The sequence below is a fragment of the Burkholderia sp. BCC1972 genome (assembly GCF_905339605.1).
Lineage (GTDB): Bacteria > Pseudomonadota > Gammaproteobacteria > Burkholderiales > Burkholderiaceae > Burkholderia.
In genome coordinates this window covers 292029-308404 of sequence record NZ_CAJPGH010000005.1, presented here as the reverse complement: position 1 = coordinate 308404, position 16376 = coordinate 292029, and the positions used below count along the sequence as shown (strand labels likewise).

General features: G+C 64.3%; 17 protein-coding genes. 13 read left to right on the top strand and 4 right to left on the bottom strand.

What is annotated here, in order from left to right; all coding sequences use genetic code 11:
• The first annotated feature begins 40 nt into the window (after positions 1–40).
• From U5798_RS10850 to U5798_RS10840, 3 genes are all read left to right on the top strand, one after another.
• Positions 41–364, top strand: a complete 324-nt coding sequence (locus tag U5798_RS10850) for a hypothetical protein (protein WP_055320267.1) — start codon at positions 41–43, stop codon at positions 362–364.
• Positions 361–1254 carry a hypothetical protein gene (locus tag U5798_RS10845; protein WP_322082032.1) on the top strand — a complete coding sequence of 298 codons (894 nt, stop codon included), beginning with the start codon at positions 361–363 and terminating at the stop codon, positions 1252–1254. The genes U5798_RS10850 and U5798_RS10845 overlap by 4 nt, the downstream gene beginning before the upstream one ends.
• 407 nt (positions 1255–1661) lie before the next feature.
• On the top strand, positions 1662–2435 hold the full coding sequence (locus U5798_RS10840) for a hypothetical protein (protein WP_322082031.1): 774 nt from the start codon (positions 1662–1664) through the stop codon (positions 2433–2435).
• 160 nt (positions 2436–2595) lie between these two features.
• On the opposite strand, the gene U5798_RS10835 is transcribed toward U5798_RS10840, so the two are convergent.
• Entirely contained in the window at positions 2596–3819 is a 1224-nt protein-coding gene (locus tag U5798_RS10835) for a DUF5677 domain-containing protein (RefSeq protein ID WP_322082030.1), read from the bottom strand.
• A gap of 627 nt (positions 3820–4446) precedes the next feature.
• Here U5798_RS10835 and trmB point away from each other — a divergent pair.
• On the top strand, positions 4447–5205 hold the full coding sequence (gene trmB, locus U5798_RS10830; RefSeq protein ID WP_322082029.1) for a tRNA (guanosine(46)-N7)-methyltransferase TrmB: 759 nt from the start codon (positions 4447–4449) through the stop codon (positions 5203–5205).
• A gap of 94 nt (positions 5206–5299) precedes the next feature.
• On the opposite strand, the gene U5798_RS10825 is transcribed toward trmB, so the two are convergent.
• The 3 genes from U5798_RS10825 to U5798_RS10815 all read right to left on the bottom strand — a co-directional run bounded on the left by U5798_RS10825 (position 5300) and on the right by U5798_RS10815 (position 7117).
• The gene (locus U5798_RS10825; protein ID WP_124449090.1) at positions 5300–6130 is read right to left on the bottom strand and encodes an undecaprenyl-diphosphate phosphatase; all 831 of its coding nucleotides are present in this window, start codon (positions 6128–6130) and stop codon (positions 5300–5302) included.
• A gap of 79 nt (positions 6131–6209) precedes the next feature.
• Complete coding sequence (locus U5798_RS10820) at positions 6210–6791, bottom strand: DUF1439 domain-containing protein (protein ID WP_124449092.1); 582 nt, start codon at positions 6789–6791, stop codon at positions 6210–6212.
• Positions 6788–7117, bottom strand: coding sequence for a YkgJ family cysteine cluster protein (locus U5798_RS10815; RefSeq protein ID WP_260434825.1), 330 nt, complete (start codon positions 7115–7117; stop codon positions 6788–6790). The genes U5798_RS10820 and U5798_RS10815 overlap by 4 nt, the downstream gene beginning before the upstream one ends.
• Positions 7118–7276: 159 nt before the next feature.
• On the opposite strand from U5798_RS10815, the gene hemN reads away from it, so the two are divergent.
• The 9 genes from hemN (at position 7277) to urtE (ending at position 16242) form a co-directional block, all read left to right on the top strand.
• Positions 7277–8668, top strand: a complete 1392-nt coding sequence (gene hemN, locus U5798_RS10810; protein WP_322082028.1) for an oxygen-independent coproporphyrinogen III oxidase — start codon at positions 7277–7279, stop codon at positions 8666–8668.
• Positions 8669–8740: 72 nt separating this feature from the next.
• Positions 8741–8998: a hypothetical protein gene (locus tag U5798_RS10805; RefSeq protein ID WP_006488573.1), complete on the top strand. Its 258-nt coding sequence runs from the start codon at positions 8741–8743 to the stop codon at positions 8996–8998.
• A 104-nt stretch (positions 8999–9102) separates the two neighbouring features.
• A complete protein-coding gene (locus U5798_RS10800; RefSeq protein WP_124449096.1) occupies positions 9103–9759 on the top strand; it encodes a protein-L-isoaspartate O-methyltransferase family protein in 657 nt (218 codons plus the stop codon).
• A 14-nt stretch (positions 9760–9773) separates the two neighbouring features.
• A complete protein-coding gene (locus U5798_RS10795; RefSeq protein ID WP_124449098.1) occupies positions 9774–10097 on the top strand; it encodes a rhodanese-like domain-containing protein in 324 nt (107 codons plus the stop codon).
• 364 nt (positions 10098–10461) lie between these two features.
• Positions 10462–11769, top strand: coding sequence for an urea ABC transporter substrate-binding protein (gene urtA / locus U5798_RS10790; RefSeq protein WP_322082027.1), 1308 nt, complete (start codon positions 10462–10464; stop codon positions 11767–11769).
• Between the two features lie 113 nt (positions 11770–11882).
• Positions 11883–13502: an urea ABC transporter permease subunit UrtB gene (urtB, locus tag U5798_RS10785; RefSeq protein ID WP_322082026.1), complete on the top strand. Its 1620-nt coding sequence runs from the start codon at positions 11883–11885 to the stop codon at positions 13500–13502.
• Between the two features lies 1 nt (position 13503).
• The gene (urtC, locus tag U5798_RS10780; RefSeq protein WP_124449104.1) at positions 13504–14691 is read left to right on the top strand and encodes an urea ABC transporter permease subunit UrtC; all 1188 of its coding nucleotides are present in this window, start codon (positions 13504–13506) and stop codon (positions 14689–14691) included.
• Positions 14688–15545, top strand: coding sequence for an urea ABC transporter ATP-binding protein UrtD (gene urtD, locus U5798_RS10775; RefSeq protein ID WP_124449107.1), 858 nt, complete (start codon positions 14688–14690; stop codon positions 15543–15545). The genes urtC and urtD overlap by 4 nt, the downstream gene beginning before the upstream one ends.
• 4 nt (positions 15546–15549) lie before the next feature.
• Positions 15550–16242 carry an urea ABC transporter ATP-binding subunit UrtE gene (gene urtE / locus U5798_RS10770; protein WP_322082025.1) on the top strand — a complete coding sequence of 231 codons (693 nt, stop codon included), beginning with the start codon at positions 15550–15552 and terminating at the stop codon, positions 16240–16242.
• Positions 16243–16376: the final 134 nt, after the last annotated feature.

The following is a 16376-nucleotide window of genomic DNA, read 5'->3' as shown; positions in this document are numbered from 1 at the left end:
TTGTTCTGTTGTTTCCCCATCACTCTTTTGGAACTGACTCATGGCTACTGACAAGCGCCGCATCACTCTGGCAGTGGATACGTCCACCGCTGACCTTCTCTCTTGGCTTGCCGACGCAACCGAACTCACCGAGTCCGGCATCGTCAATCGTTTGTTGTCCTCACATATCGAGGAACTGTGGGAACTGCGAACATGGCTCGAACAGCTTCCGCGCGACAGCAAGGAATGGGCGCTGGGCACCAACCTCCTCGCGAGCTACGGCCCGGATGATCTCGTCAAAGGAATCAAGCGCATTGCGCCCGGTTACGAGACTATCGGCGACCGGTTTGAGCGCAGCTTAAGCGAGGCCGGGGTATCGAAATGAACGCCGCAGCGATCCAGCACGACACGACTATGCAGGCGCGAGACGATCTGGATTCGCTGCTTGACGATCTACCGATACCGACGCACTCGGGTGCGTCACAACTCAAACTCGTCGGACCGGCTAGCATTGCGGTCCGCACCGAGTCGCGGGCATACGAGTTTCCGTGCGATGGATGGGAGCATCTGACTGAAGTAGACGACCACATACTCCTCGACAGGCTACGCGAGTTGACAGGCCCACTCACCTCCCCGACGACATCTGAGCGCTACATGCAGCACCGCGTGGAAATCGGTCAACTCGGTCTTGCGCTCAACCGGCGCGGCAAGATCGCCCCTCGCTTTCGGCCACTTCCAAAGCCTGCCCATACATGCGCCGCAGGTGGCCCCGATGAGTATCTAGGGCGAGACCGGCAAGTTATCGATTGCCACTGGTTGCACGAACGTGGGCACCGCTATGTGATCGACACGGAACTGGACTTTCGCGAGCTTTTCACTGGCGAGTCGTTCGATTTCAAGAGCGCGGCGGAATTTGCGCGCGCCAAGTGGACGGGTGAACGAAAGCTCCAAGCACTGGGCATCGACGACGCTCTCGCCGCAGAACTTGCTGCCCTACAGACCGACTCGATCCGCGAGAAGTGGAAGCGTATCGACCGGTCCAAGGCTACATGGCGCAGCGCCCTCAATAACGCAACACGTCGTCAGCGGAACGTGCGTTGCCACATCGACGACTGGGTAGATGTGTGCACGGCAATGGAACTGATCGGACTTGACGCCCCGCCGCACGAGCTAGCGTCACTTGTCGCCAGGATGCGCGGGACAAAGCCCATCGATGTGCGGGGCATGAAACGCAAGGTCGATACAATCAAGAAGCACTTGGGCCTCTCGATCTAGTGGCGCGGAACTAGGGATAGTCTCCGGGATACATTCCGGGATAGTTTCCGGGATACATCACGGGATAGTTGATCCACGAATTTCCCATGAAAATCAGTGATTTGCAGAAAATCCCGTTCCGTAGCCTGTAACCAATAACCGATTAACGATGTATCCGAGTAACCATGGGCGGCTAACGCCGCCCCTAGGTTTTTCTCCTATGTCTTTAAGGAGGGATCCGGAACGGGAGGGGTCGCGGAAAGAAAAGCAGGTTCCGATTTGTCGGATTCTTCGCAGCTTTCCGGGAAACACGCTTACCACCTCGGAACAGTCGTTCCGTTGCGACACCTCCACTGTTGCCGCTGGGGTATATTGGCAAGTCGCCCGCCGCCTACCCTACGGGCGAACTTAACCAACAAGGGCAAAACATGGCATCAATTCCTGGATTGTGGGACACCGGCCCACATACCTCTGTTCCAGTAGAGAAGACGTGGAGAGACTTTGTCACGCAAGTCGGCGGGTCAGTGGTTGAAGACCTAATTCCTCAGCCTCGCAATTTTCAGAATGCCGATTTTGCATTTTTTGAGAACGAAGTTATTGCAGAGTTAAAAGAAATAGAAACTGAGTTCTCCAATTCACAAGCATTCGTCAAGGGATTTGATGAACTCATGCAAAGAGTGGTCGCTGAGGATCCGGAGTGGCGACCCGCGTTACTTGGCGGCAAGGGTGAGCCACAGTGGTTCGCTCGTGATTTTGTCCGCCTCTTCAGGCCAAATTTGGCACGCATACTTAAGAAAGCCAATGCGCAAATCAAAGAAACAAAAGAACACTTTAAAATTAAATCCAACACCGGCGTAGCAATAGTAGTGAATGACGGATTTGCCTCTCTGGGCCCAGACCGGGTGAGAGCCTTGATGGGAGATATCCTTTCCACATCCTATTCATCTATCGACTGCTGCCTCTACGTGACCGTAAATCGCTACGTCGAAATACCGGGCTCTAATGTTCCGCGTCTTGTATGGGCGCCAATGTATAGCGCCCGTGCGTCAGACAACCTCGTCGCCTTCGTGAATAATCTCGGAGAAAAATGGTTCGACTATATCCAAACCATCATCGGTCCGTTCACGATCGGCAAGGCCGAGTCTCAGTCAGAATCCGCCGCGCCACTGACCGGCGCCAAGTCTATCGTATTGCCGCATTAGTCCACGTTCTGAGCGAAAGTGCTCGGCCACTGGTCGCGAACGATTCTCTAAATGATGTGCGAAAGTCGTCGCCTATGTTGCCACCCCAGTTCTCGGCCTTTCGATCTAGTGGAGCAGAACTACGGATAGACGAGAAGGCGGCTCACCATCTGTCCACTCCCTACCCTTCGGCCGTCTTGAACAGCAGTTCGCGTGCCGAATAGTCAATGCGAAACGCATGCGCCCCAGCGAGCGCTCTTTCTAGAGCCTCACCCGTTGCGGGACCTCCGTTGAGCTTCACGCTCCAGAAATACGGATCAAAATATTTCAGTTCGACACCACCCTGCTCAGAGTCGTCGCGCTCAAGTATCTCATCGCCAGTCGGCCGATATATGAAAGTCGTCTTATAGGCCATCTCACCCGTTCTCTTGAAGCGAATGGTAAGCGTGTCCGAAGCATCGTGAAGATGCTCCTCGCCAATAGCAAGTGCAGGAGGGTTGGCCGTCAGTTCGGAAACATCTGGCTCCAAAGGCGGTGACGGTGACTTGTGAGCCGCAAACAGGTCATGAACGTTGTCCCTCGTCGCAACAAGGAGCGTAGCAGTCATACTCAAACAAAGCGCAGAATAACCCTCCTCCGAAGGGCTTGGGAGCCCGCGCCCTCGGTCGTCTCCAGCATGACCGATCCGATAAAACGACATAGGCAATGCATGGACATGACTTGAGAACAGCACATAAAGCCAGCGAAAGGTTTTCAGGTCAATACCGGCACGCTCCGCGATAACTTCCATTGGCATGAGATAGGCGGTCTGACCATGAAGCAGGCGCTTGTGGTGCTTCTTGTCGATAGTGGTTAAGAATGGATTTGCGAGTAAGCGTGATCGAAGCTCCTCCGCAGTCTCGCGCAAAGCCTCCACCTGTTGCAAGTCTTCGAGCGCTTCGAACATGCGGATTCGCGACGTGCAATCGTGAAGGTTGAATAAATTCCAGCGAAACTGCCATTCGTCCTCGGGGCATTGATCCACGCACAGATAATAGAAAGCGACTCGCAGTTCGATGATTGTGCGAGCAATGCCAGTCATCGAGCTATAGTCCCAATGCTCGATCTTCTTCTCAGCCCAAGGCGTGTGCGGTGCGAGCATCAGAAGGCTCACGCACTTGGTAATCATGAGCGTGAACAGAACCGACGCATAAAAATGTTGGCTGGTGGGCGACGGAATGCCCCCATAGGAACGAGAAACGAAGATGCACTCACGCACAATCTCGTCGAGCATCCGCAGGCGCTCGAGATACGACTCCGACGGCTCAGGGCCGAGTGCGCCCCGATCGATAATTTCGTCCAAATTCGACGCAATAGGTTCTTCGCGCGTCTGATCATCCGCTTGCTGATGCGAATTGTCCGTCATTCTGTCATTCCCAATAGTGGCCATACCATCCACTCGGCTAAGCACTTCGGCTGAATGATACGGCTATCAGACTCGATGAGCGAGCGAGGGAGCGCTTCCCAAACTCTCTCTCACAGTTCGGCGATGCTCCCCGTGCCTGGCTCGCTTAACGTCGCGAACGTCCATCCTCATAACGCCGACGAGCGCACAAGCCGGGCCTCGCAAAAAGTAGGAGGTCCTAGGGCTGCCGCGACCAACCCAAGGTATCGCGTCCTTCAATTGAGCCCACGGATCGCAAATCCTTATACGAAGTTGCGCATAGTCATCCCCGCGCTCAAGTCTTCCGAGCACCCGGTCCCTACGACCTCAACGCCCTAAAGGTTTGTCGAGCGTGAAGGCTCTGGTAAACTGCTACACAAGTATCCGACATGGAGCAGTGCCGCCCGCTCCGTGTTCCTTATAAATCAATGTGTTGCGGGGGCGCGTGGACGGTGCTTCGATTCCCATCGCCCGCTCCACATTCCGGCTGCATGACAGCCTGCGCATGAGCCGCCTCGCCGAAGGCGGCTTTTTTGTACCATGTGTCGGTTCTCGACACACCGCTGCGCAACGGGCCCTCGCCCGCAACCGAGCCTTTCTCTGTCACCGATGATGCACGACGATCCGAACGAAGCCGGCCTGCCGCCGCACGACGACGCCATTCCCGACGAAGGCGCCGACGCCGTCAACCCGCTGCACCACCGCCGCATCCGCAGTTTCGTGACACGTGCCGGCCGCGTGTCGACCGGCCAGCGCCGCGCGCTCGACGAATTCGGCCCGCGCTTCGTCGTCCCGTATGCGCCGCAGCTGCCCGACTGGAACGCGATCTTCGGCCGTAGCGCGCCGCGCATTCTCGAGATCGGTTTCGGCATGGGCGCGTCGACCGCGGAAATCGCCGCGCACCGCCCGGGCGACGACTTCCTCGGCGTCGAGGTGCACGAGCCGGGCGTCGGCGCGCTGCTGAAGCTGATCGGCGAGCAGGATCTGCCGAACATCCGCATCATCCAGCACGACGCGGTCGAAGTGCTCGAGCACATGATCGCGCCGGAAAGCCTCGACGGCGTGCACATCTTCTTCCCCGATCCGTGGCACAAGGCGCGTCATCACAAGCGCCGGCTGATCCAGCCGCCGCTCGTCGCGCATCTCGCGTCGCGCCTGAAGCCCGGCGCGTACCTGCACTGCGCGACCGACTGGCAGAACTACGCGGAGCAGATGCTCGAAGTGCTCGGCGCGGAGCCGACGCTCGAGAACACGGCCGTCGACTATGCACCGCGCCCCGACTACCGTCCGGTGACGAAGTTCGAACGGCGCGGGCTGCGGCTCGGCCACGGCGTGTGGGACCTGGTGTTCCGCAAGCGCGCAGGCTGAACACCCCGCTCCGCGCAGAATAAAAAAGCCCGACCGGCCTCTCGCGCCGGTCGGGCTTTTTTTCATGGGCCGGCGCGGCGGCCCGTTGTCGGCATCACGCCCAGTTCAGCCAGCCGCTGTAACCGACCAGCAGCACGAACAGCCCGAACGCGATCCGGTACCACGCGAACACCGTGAAATCGTGCGTCGCGACGTAGCGCAGCAGCCAGCGCACGCACACGAACGCGCTGACGAACGCCGCGACGAGCCCGAGCGCGAACAGGCCGAGCGAATCGACGGTGAACGCCTGCCAGTCCTTCACGGTTTCGTAGAGCGTCGCGCCGAAGATGATCGGAATCGCGAGAAAGAACGAGAATTCGGTGGCCACGCGCCGGTCGAGACCGAACAGCATCCCGCCGATGATCGTCGAGCCCGAACGCGACATGCCCGGCACCAGCGCGAAGCACTGCGCGATGCCGACCTTCAACGCGTCGAGCGGCGTCAGCGCATCGACCGACACCACCCGCGGCGGCTCGCTGCGTTCGCGCTGCCGCGCCTCGGCCCACAGGATGATCGCACCGCCCACGACGAGCGCGAGCGCGACGGGCACCGGCGAGAACAGCACGGCCTTGATCTTCTTCTCGAACAGGAGGCCGAGCGCGATCGCGGGAATCGTCGCGATCACGACGTTCAGCGTGAAGCGCTGCGCGTCGGGCCGGCTCGGCAGCCCCGACACGATGGACGCGATCCGTTGCCGGTATTCCCAGCAGACCGCGAGGATCGCGCCGAACTGGATCACGACGTCGAAGGTCTTCGCGTGCGAATCGTTGAAATTCAGGAAGCTGCCCGCGACGATCAGGTGACCGGTGCTCGACACCGGCAGGAATTCCGTCAGCCCCTCGACGACGCCGAGGATCAATGCCTTGCAGATCAGGATCCAGTCCATCCGTGGCCCAACTCCGAAATGGTCGAAAGAAAGGGCCACTCTTCCACGCGCGGCCCGCCCGGCCACGCGCGGTCCGTCGTCACTTTTCGACGATCGCCACGCGTATGCCGTTTGTAAGAATCGTAATTGTACCGGGTTCGTAGTTCACCCCGGCAAATTGCAGCTGCTCGGGCTTGAACGTGTAGATCGGATAATTGGTCAACAACTGCGTCGCGAGCAGGCCGGCGGCCGCGCCGACCTGCTGTGCGTACATCTGCGCGTCGCCGTCGAGCACGAGGCTGTCGACGGCAGGCGCCCTCAGCACGACCGAGCGGCTCGGCGCGTCGTACGCGAGCTGGCCCGACACGGTGAACTTGCCGCTGACGGGCGCGCGCAGGAAGGGGCTCTCGAAATGCGCGTCGAGCTGCACGGCGACGCGGTTCTGGTCGGGCAGCAGGTTGACGGCCGGGTTCGCGAGCGACACGTCCACGACCTGCGCGACCGTCTTCTGGTAAGGGAACTTGCGCCCGACGGCCTTCTGCACGTCGCCGCGCGAGAACGTGTAGTGGTCGGGGATGAACGGGAACGTCGACGCGCACGCAGCGAGCGAGACGCACACGCCGACGGCGCCGATGGATGCGGCAAGGAAACGGCGCCGGCCGGGCGCGCGGGATGCAGTCATGCTGAACTCTCTCCTGTAGGCGACGGCTGCGTCGCGGCCTCGAGGCGCGTGAGCCATGCAAGTGCGTCGTCGCGCGACGCGCCGCACATGTCGGCGGACGGCTGCAGCCCGGAACAGCATGCGGGGCGCTCGGGCCGGCCGAAGATCATGCAGCGCAGGTCGTCGCCGAGCTGCACGCAGCGCACGCCGGCCGGCTTGCCGCCGGGCATGCCCGGAATCGGGCTGGAAATCGACGGCGCGATGCAGCACGCGCCGCAGCCCTCGCGGCACGCATGCGACGGCGGGACCTCGGCGGGCACCGGGCGGACAGGCAATTCGACGGACACTCGGCTCTCTCGGCAAACAACAAAAACGGTGCGGCAACCGGACGCGGCTTCCGGCAGCCCCACCCCGCATTGTGCCATCGCCGGCTGCGACGTTATTACACAATGCAGCCGAATCGCGCGTTTATATACTCGAAAGCATCTAAAAAGCGCGAGACCATCATGTATTCTGGTTCTGCCGACACACTGTTCCGTCCCGATTTGCTCGCGAAATACGGCGCGAACGGGCCGCGCTATACGTCATACCCCACCGCGCTGCAGTTTCGCGACGATTTCGATCCGGCCGACTACGTGCGCGCGGCCAGCGACCCCGGCGCGTCGTCGAGCGAGCTGTCGCTGTACTTCCACATCCCGTTCTGCAACACCGCGTGCTTCTACTGCGGCTGCAACAAGATCGCGACCAACAACCGCCGCCGCGCCCGCCCGTACCTCGACCAGCTCAAGCGCGAGATGGCGCTGCAGGCGGCGCTGTTCGATCCGTCGCGCCCCGTCACGCAGCTGCACTGGGGCGGCGGCACGCCGACCTTCCTGTCCGACGACGAGACGGCCGAGCTGATGGCGGCCACCCGCGAGCACTTCGCGCTCGCCCCGGACGCCGACGCCGAGTTCTCGATCGAGATCGACCCGCGCACGGTCACGCCCGCGACGCTCGTGCACCTGCGCACGATCGGCTTCAACCGGCTGAGCCTAGGCGTGCAGGATTTCGATCCGGTCGTGCAGCAGGCGATCAACCGCATCCAGCCGCTCGCGATGACGGCCGACCTGCTCGGCGCCGCGCGCGCGACAGGCTTTCATTCGGTGAGCGTCGACCTGATCTACGGGCTGCCGCACCAGACCGTCGCCGTGTTCGCGCGCACGCTCGAGACGATCATCGAGCTCGCGCCCGATCGCCTGTCGGTGTTCGGCTACGCGCACATGCCGCACCTGTTCAAGATGCAGAGGCAGATCGACGACGCGACGCTGCCGCCGCCCGAAACGCGCATCGCGTTGCTGGGCCTCGCGATCGACATGCTGACGTCGGCCGGCTATGTGTACATCGGGATGGACCACTTCGCGCGGCCGTCCGACGAACTCGTGCGCGCGCAGCGCAACGGCACGCTGCAGCGCAATTTCCAGGGCTACAGCACGCGCGCGGATACCGATCTCGTCGGCTTCGGCGTGTCGTCGATCGGCAAGGTCGGCGACGTCTACGCGCAGAACGCGAAGGACCTGCCCGCGTACGGCGCTGCGCTCGACGCGGGCCGGCTCCCGATTGCGCGCGGCGTGCGGCTTACGCCCGACGACCGGCTGCGCCGCGACGTGATCACGCAACTGATGTGCAATCTCGACCTGCCGTTCTCGCACGTCGAGGCCGCGCACGGCATCCGTTTCGCCGATCATTTCGCACGCGAGCTCGACGCGCTGCGCCCGCTCGAGCGCGACGGGCTGCTGACGATCGCGCGCGACCGCCTGACGATCCATCCGGCCGGCCGGATGGTCGTGCGCAACGTCGCGATGGCGTTCGACGCGTACCTGGGCCAAACGCCGCAGCAACGCTACTCGCGCACCGTCTGACGCCGGCGCCGGCCGCACGCCGGCGGCCGGTTTGATACAGTGTGGGGCTTACGCTCCGCCAGAACCCGCACGATGCGCACCACCAAAGCGACCCACGCGGTCGAACGCCTGAAGACCCGCTCCGGCAACCCGCAATTCGCGGCCGTCGCGATGGCGGGCGGCCTGTTCTATCTCGTCGACCGTTCCGGCGGCACCGCCGAAAAGCGCTGCGAGCCGCTGCCGCTCGACGAATTCGTCAAGTTCGTCGACGAATTCGGCCCCAAAAAGCCGCGCAAGGCGAGCAAGCTCGACCTCGCATTCGAGGCGCAGATCAAGAAGAGCAAGGGGTAAAGGTCTGTTGCAGGCCGCCTGAAGGCTTCGCGGCCGCCCCGTTTGGTACAATCACGAAGTTTCTCTATCCCCGCTGATGGCCGACCAGGCTGCGTGACCACACCATGAATATCGAAAACGCGCGTTTCAACATGATCGAACAGCAGATCCGTCCGTGGGACGTGCTGGATCTGGACGTCCTGGGCCTGCTGTCGATCGTCAAGCGTGAAAACTACGTTCAGGCCGAATACCGCGATCTCGCGTTCGCCGACCTCGAACTGCCGCTGCCCGGCGGCGCCAGCAAGATGCTGTTCCCGCGCGTCGAAGCGCGCGTGCTGCAGGAGCTGACGGTCAAGAAGCACGAGAACGTGCTCGTGATCGGCGCGGGTTCGGGCTACCTGGCCGCACTGTTCGCGCATCGCGCCCAGCACGTGACGGCCGTCGAGATCGATCCGGCGATCGCGAAGTTCGCGGAAGACAACCTGCGCAACGACGGCGTGACCAACGCGGAAGTCGTGCTCGGCGACGGTTCGCGCGGCTGGGCGGCCAAGGCGCCGTACGACGTGATCTGCGTCGCCGGCGGCCTGCCCGTCGTGCCGCAGGAAATGCTCGAGCAACTGAAGGTTGGCGGCCGCCTGTCGGCATTCGTCGGCGGCCGTCCGGTGATGAAGGCGCAGATCATCACGCGCATCGACGACAAGCAGTACCGCGTCGCCGACGTGTTCGAGACGTACATCGACCACCTCGTCAACGCGATCGAGCCGTCGCGCTTCAAGTTCTGAGCCGCGGAGCCTCCATGCAGATCCTGACGCCCGCGATGCTCGCGGAATGGCTCGGCGATGCGGCGCGCCCCGCGCCGGTCGTACTCGACGTGCGCGAGCCGTGGGAAATCGCAACCGCGCAGATCGCCGGCAGCGTATCGATTCCGATGCAGCAGATTCCCGCGCGCAGCGAAGAGCTCGACGACGAAACGGAAATCGTCTGCGTGTGCCACCACGGGATGCGCAGCGCGCAGGTCGCGATGTTCCTCGAATCGCGCGGCTTCACGAAGCTGTACAACCTGCAAGGCGGAATCGACGCGTGGTCGCGCGACGTCGATCCGTCCGTGCCGCGCTACTGACCTGTCCGGCGGCGCATCGCGCGCCGCCGCGCCGTCCGGCACACTGCCGCCGGCCGCACTGACCCGCCGAACGGGCACGCATCGCGTGCCCGTTTCTCTTTTCCGCCCCGCTTCGGTTCCTTCCGCACGCCGCCGGTGACGCACAACGGCGCCGCGCGCCGACCGTGCACCATTTACGCCCGCGCGCCTGCACCGCAACGGACCGTGCGTGCTGCACGACGCATCATCCGCACCACCCCGACGCCCGGGAACGCCCCGCACCGGCACGCCCGGCGTGCATTCGCGCGACTGGCACATGCCTTGCGTTACACGATGGCAGGCGCCGCCACGGCGCACGCACATCCAACACGACAAGGGGATCCCGATGAAACGTCGCAGTCTGTTGAAGTTCGGTTCGATGGCCGGCGCGCTCGCACTGGCGGGCAAGAGCCCGTTCGCGCATGCGGCCGATGCGGGCACCGGCCCGATCAAGGTCGGCATCCTGCACTCGCTGTCGGGCACGATGGCGATCTCGGAGACGTCGCTGAAGGACACCGCGCTGATGACGATCGCCGACATCAACAAGAGCGGCGGCGTGATGGGCCGCAAGCTCGAGCCCGTGGTGGTGGATCCCGCGTCGAACTGGCCGCTGTTCGCCGAGAAGGCCCGCCAGTTGCTCACGCAGGACAAGGTTGCGTGCGTGTTCGGCTGCTGGACGTCGGTGTCGCGCAAGTCCGTGCTACCGGTGTTCGAGGAGCTCAACGGGCTGCTCTACTACCCGGTGCAGTATGAAGGCGAGGAAATGTCGCGCAACGTGTTCTACACGGGCGCCGCGCCGAACCAGCAGGCGATCCCGGCCGTCGAGTACCTGATGGGCGCGGAAGGCGGCAGCGCGAAGCGCTTCTTCCTGCTCGGCACCGACTACGTGTACCCGCGCACGACCAACAAGATCCTGCGCGCGTTCCTGAAATCGAAGGGCGTGAAGGACGCCGATATTCAGGAGGTCTACACGCCGTTCGGCCACAGCGATTACCAGACCATCGTCGCGAACATCAAGACATTCTCGCAGGGCGGCAAGACGACCGTGATCTCGACGATCAACGGCGATTCGAACGTGCCGTTCTACAAGGAACTCGGCAACCAGGGGATCAAGGCGACCGACGTGCCGGTCGTCGCGTTCTCGGTCGGCGAGGAAGAGCTGCGCGGGATCGACACGAAGCCGCTCGTCGGCCACCTGGCCGCGTGGAACTACTTCATGTCGGTGAAGAACCCGACCAACACGAAGTTCAAGGACCAGTTCGCTTCGTGGGTGAAGGCGAACAACCTGCCGGGCGGCGCGAAGCGCGTGACCAACGACCCGATGGAAGCGACCTACGTCGGCATCCACATGTGGAAGCAAGCCGTCGAGAAGGCGAAGAGCACCGATGTCGACAAGGTGCGCGTCGCGATGATCGGCCAGACGGTTGCCGCACCGTCGGGCTTCACGCTCTCGATGGACGGCAACCACCACCTGCACAAGCCGGTGATGATCGGCGAGATCCGCGGCGACGGGCAGTTCAACGTCGTGTGGAAGACGAAGACCGCCGTGCGCGCGCAGCCGTGGAGCCCGTTCATTGCCGGCAACCAGGGCAAGCCGGACATCGTCACGTCGATCCCGGCATTCCTGCGCCGGCAGCGCACGGCGCTGGCCTGACGCGATGCAGGGGCGCGCGCACCGGCGCGATGCCCCGCTCGCACGCCTGCACCGATGCGCGAGCCCGCCCATCGGTGCATGAATCCGTCTCCCCACGCCGACAGGATTTCCCGATGCCTACACGCTTTCGCCGAGCCGTCCGCGCGATCGCCGCGTGCGCCGCCCTCGCGGGCATGCTGCCGCACGCCGCGTTCGCGCTGACGGCGGCCGATACCGCCGCGCTCGCCGGCGACGACTTCGACGCGAAGACCGCCGCGATCGAGCGCCTCGCCGCCGATGCCGATCCGCGCGCCGTCGCGGTGCTCAACGCGCTGTCGAGCGGCGACGCGCTCGCGACGAGCGACGGCCGCCTGCTGATCCAGACCGGCGACACCGCGCACGACGCGCTCACGCAGGCCGCGACGCCGGCCGGCGATGCGCAGCCCGTGATGCTGAACAACCTGCTGCGCACGAAGATCGCGGGCGCGCTGTCGGGTCTCGCGCTGGCATCGCCCGACGTCGCCGCGCGACGCGACGCGATCGATGCGCTGCTGAAGTCGCCCGATCCGGCGCTCAAGCCGATGATCGATCGCGCTCGCGCAAAGGAAACCGATCCCGCGCTGAAGCGCCGCCTCGACGCCCTGTGGGCGATCGCCGCGCTGCACGACGCCGATCCGGCGAAGCGCCTCGAAGCCGTGCAGGTGGTGGCCGCGCGCAGCGATCTCGACATGATCGAACAACTGCGTCCGCTCGTCGCGAAGAACGCCGACGGCAGCTACGCGGAACCCGACGCGCGCGTGCGCGACGCCGCGCAGCAAGGACTGGACGCGTTGCATACGCTGCAGCGCCGCGGCGAAATCGTCGGCACCTTGTTCGCGGGCCTGTCGCTCGGCAGCGTGCTGCTGCTCGCCGCGCTCGGCCTCGCGATCACGTACGGGTTGATCGGCGTGATCAACATGGCGCACGGCGAATTCCTGATGATCGGTGCGTACGCAACCTATGTGGTGCAGACGCTGATCCAGCGCTACGCGCCCGGCGCATTCGACTGGTATCCGCTCGTCGCCGTGCCGGTGTCGTTCGCGGCGGCCGCGCTCGTCGGCATCGTGCTCGAACGGCTCGTGCTGCGGCACCTGTACGGCCGCCCGCTCGAAACGCTGCTCGCGACGTTCGGCGTGAGCCTGATCCTGATCCAGGCGACGCGCATGCTGTTCGGCGCGCAGAACGTGCAGGTCGTGAACCCGTCATGGATGAGCGGCGGCGTGACGGTGATGCAGAACCTGATCCTGCCGTACAACCGCCTCGCGATCCTCGCGTTCGCGCTCGCGGTGGTGTTCGTCGCGTGGGCCGTGCTGACCAGGACGCGGCTCGGCCTGTTCGTGCGTGCCGTCACGCAGAACCGCCGGATGGCCGCGTGCGTCGGCGTGAAGACCGCCCGCGTCGACGCGTATGCGTTCGCGTTCGGCGCGGGCATCGCGGGCCTCGGCGGCTGCGCGCTGTCGCAGATCGGTAACGTGGGCCCCGACCTCGGCCAGAACTACATCATCGATTCGTTCATGGCGGTCGTGCTCGGCGGCGTCGGGCAGATCGCCGGCACCGTGCTCGGCGGCTTCGGGCTCGGCCTCGCGAGCAAGGCAATCGAACCGTTCTGGGGCGCCGTGCTTGCGAAGATCGCGGTGCTCGTGATGATCGTGCTGTTCATCCAGAAACGCCCGCAGGGCATGTTCGCCCCGAAGGGCCGCAGCGCGGAGGCTTGACGTGACTTCATTCACCGATTCGGTGTCGAACCCGGTCGCCGATGCACCGAAGCCCGCCGTCGCCGCACGTGCAGCCGACGGCTTCGCGCTCGGCCTGCCGCCGCGCCCGGCGCTGCTGTCGCGCCGCGCATGGCTCGCGCTCGTCGCGCTGTGCATCGCGATCGGCATCGGCGTGCCGCTCGCCGCGCTCGTCGCGCCCGAAGCGAGCGCGTTCCATCTGTCCGCGTATGCGATGACGCTCGCCGGCAAGCTGATGTGCTACGCGATCGCCGCGCTCGCGCTCGATCTCGTGTGGGGCTACTGCGGGATCCTGAGCCTCGGCCACGGGCTGTTCTTCGCGCTCGGCGGCTATGCGATCGGCATGTACCTGATGCGCGAGATAGGTCGCGACGGCAAGTACGGCAGCGACCTGCCCGACTTCATGGTGTTTCTCGACTGGCACCAGTTGCCGTGGTACTGGAGCGGCACGCAGCATCTCGCGTGGGCGCTCGCGCTCGTCGTGCTCGTGCCGGCCGTGCTCGCGTGGGTGTTCGGCTTCTTCACGTTCCGCTCGCGCGTGAAGGGCGTGTACCTGTCGATCATCACGCAGGCCATGACGTTCGCCGCGATGCTGCTGTTCTATCGCAACGAGACGGGCTTCGGCGGCAACAACGGCTTCACCGACTTCAAGCGCATCGCGGGCTTCGCGATCACGTCGCCCGGTACGCGCACGGTGCTGTTGCTGCTGACGTTCGCGACGCTCGTGCTGTCGTTCATCGCCGCGCGCGCGATCGTCACGAGCAAGCTCGGGCGCGTCGTCACCGCCGTGCGCGACGGCGAGACGCGGCTGATGTTCCTCGGCTACAGCCCGCTCGCGTACAAGCTGTTCGTGTGGACCGTGTCGGCCGTACTGTGCGGCATCGCCGGCGCGCTGTACGTGCCGCAGGTCGGCATCATCAATCCCGGCGAGATGTCGCCCGGCAACTCGATCGAAATGGCGATCTGGGTCGCGGTAGGCGGACGCGGCACGCTGATCGGGCCGATCGTCGGCGCATTCGCGGTGAACGGCGCGAAGAGTTTCTTCACCGCGTACTTCGCCGAATACTGGCTGTTCTTCCTCGGCCTGATCTTCGTGCTCGTGCCGCTCTTGCTGCCGCGCGGGATCATGGGCCTCGTCGAAACCCTGATCGCAAAGGGGAAACGCGCATGAACGGAACGGCCCTGTACCAGTTCACGCCGCCGCCCGAGGACGAGCTGCTCGCCGTCAGCGGCACCGCATCGATGGGGCGCGTCGTGCCGGCCGGCATCGATACGTCGCACGGCACGATCCTCTATCTCGAGGATATCGAGGTGAGCTTCGACGGCTTTCGCGCGCTGAAGAAGCTGTCGCTCGCGATCGACGCGGGCGAGCTGCGCTGCGTGATCGGCCCGAACGGCGCGGGCAAGACGACGATGATGGATGTCATCACCGGCAAGACGCGGCCCGATGCGGGCAAGGTGTTTCTCGGCCAGACCATCGACCTCGCGCGGATGAACGAACCCGAAATCGCGCGCGCGGGCATCGGCCGCAAGTTCCAGAAGCCGACCGTGTTCGAGCAGCATCCGGTGTGGGAAAACCTCGAGCTCGCGATGCAGACCGACAAGGGCTGGCTCGCGTCGCTGCGTGCGCGGCTCGACCGCTCGGCGCAGGCGAAGATCGAGGAGACGCTCGCGCTGATCGGCCTCGAAAGCCACGCATACCGTGCGGCCGGCGAGCTGTCGCACGGGCAGAAGCAGCGGCTCGAAATCGGCATGCTGCTGATGCAGCGCCCGGCGCTGCTGCTGCTCGACGAGCCGGCGGCCGGCATGACCGACCACGAGACGATGGAGCTCGCCGAGCTGCTGAACACGCTGCGCGGCACCTGCTCGATGATGGTCGTCGAGCACGACATGGAATTCGTCGCGGCGCTCGCGGGCGACACGGGCCGCGTGACGGTGATGGCCGAAGGCGCGGTGCTCGCGCAGGGCACGCTCGACCAGGTCAAGCGCGACGACGCGGTGATCGAGTCTTATCTCGGACGATGATGCGATGCTGAAGATCGAAGCACTGAACCAGTACTACGGCGGCAGCCATATCCTGCGCAACGTGAACCTCGCCGCCGACGACGGCAAGCTCACCGTGCTGCTCGGCCGCAACGGCGTCGGCAAGAGCACGTTGCTGCGCTGCCTGATGGGCGTCGTCGCCGCGAAGAGCGGCAGCGTGTCGTGGCGCGGCACGGCGCTCGGCGCACTGCCGCCGTATGCGCGCGTCGCGGCCGGGCTCGCGTACGTGCCGCAGGGCCGCGACATCTTCCCGCGGCTGACCGTCGAGGAAAACCTGCTCGTCGGCGCGGCGAGCCGCAAGGCGCCGTCTAAAGTGCCGGACCGCATCTACGACCTGTTTCCCGTGCTGAAGGACATGCGCGCGCGGCGCGGCGGCGACCTGTCGGGCGGCCAGCAGCAGCAGCTCGCGATCGGCCGCGCGCTGATGAGCGAGCCGCAGTTGCTGATCCTCGACGAGCCGACCGAAGGCATCCAGCCGTCGATCATCCAGGACATCGGCCGCACGCTGCGCCAGCTCGTCGACGAATCGAGGATGACCGTGCTGCTCGTCGAGCAGTATTACGACTTCGCGCAATCGATCGCGGACCGCTACTGGGTGATGAGCCGCGGCGAGATCGTCGCGGGCGGCGACGCGTGCGACATGGAGACGAACGGCGTACGCGAACTGATCGCGGTGTGATGCGTGGCACGGCGGCAGGTACGGCGACAGGCACGGCGACGAACACGGGCGGCCGGCCCGCGAGGCTGCTGCACGCGGCGCTTTCAACGAATGCGGCATCTGCATTATTGTTCCGGTAGCATCCACGTTCTTCG

Coding starts and splice junctions, on each gene's coding strand:
- hemN (WP_322082028.1), top strand. CDS start 7,277: ATGTATTCTGGTTCTGCCGACACACTGTTCCGTCCCGATTTGCTCGCG.
- urtE (WP_322082025.1), top strand. CDS start 15,550: ATGCTGAAGATCGAAGCACTGAACCAGTACTACGGCGGCAGCCATATC.
- U5798_RS10795 (WP_124449098.1), top strand. CDS start 9,774: ATGCAGATCCTGACGCCCGCGATGCTCGCGGAATGGCTCGGCGATGCG.
- U5798_RS10835 (WP_322082030.1), bottom strand. CDS start 3,819: ATGACGGACAATTCGCATCAGCAAGCGGATGATCAGACGCGCGAAGAA.
- U5798_RS10805 (WP_006488573.1), top strand. CDS start 8,741: ATGCGCACCACCAAAGCGACCCACGCGGTCGAACGCCTGAAGACCCGC.
- U5798_RS10800 (WP_124449096.1), top strand. CDS start 9,103: ATGAATATCGAAAACGCGCGTTTCAACATGATCGAACAGCAGATCCGT.
- urtA (WP_322082027.1), top strand. CDS start 10,462: ATGAAACGTCGCAGTCTGTTGAAGTTCGGTTCGATGGCCGGCGCGCTC.
- U5798_RS10845 (WP_322082032.1), top strand. CDS start 361: ATGAACGCCGCAGCGATCCAGCACGACACGACTATGCAGGCGCGAGAC.
- urtD (WP_124449107.1), top strand. CDS start 14,688: ATGAACGGAACGGCCCTGTACCAGTTCACGCCGCCGCCCGAGGACGAG.
- U5798_RS10820 (WP_124449092.1), bottom strand. CDS start 6,791: ATGACTGCATCCCGCGCGCCCGGCCGGCGCCGTTTCCTTGCCGCATCC.
- urtB (WP_322082026.1), top strand. CDS start 11,883: ATGCCTACACGCTTTCGCCGAGCCGTCCGCGCGATCGCCGCGTGCGCC.
- U5798_RS10850 (WP_055320267.1), top strand. CDS start 41: ATGGCTACTGACAAGCGCCGCATCACTCTGGCAGTGGATACGTCCACC.
- trmB (WP_322082029.1), top strand. CDS start 4,447: ATGATGCACGACGATCCGAACGAAGCCGGCCTGCCGCCGCACGACGAC.
- U5798_RS10825 (WP_124449090.1), bottom strand. CDS start 6,130: ATGGACTGGATCCTGATCTGCAAGGCATTGATCCTCGGCGTCGTCGAG.
- U5798_RS10840 (WP_322082031.1), top strand. CDS start 1,662: ATGGCATCAATTCCTGGATTGTGGGACACCGGCCCACATACCTCTGTT.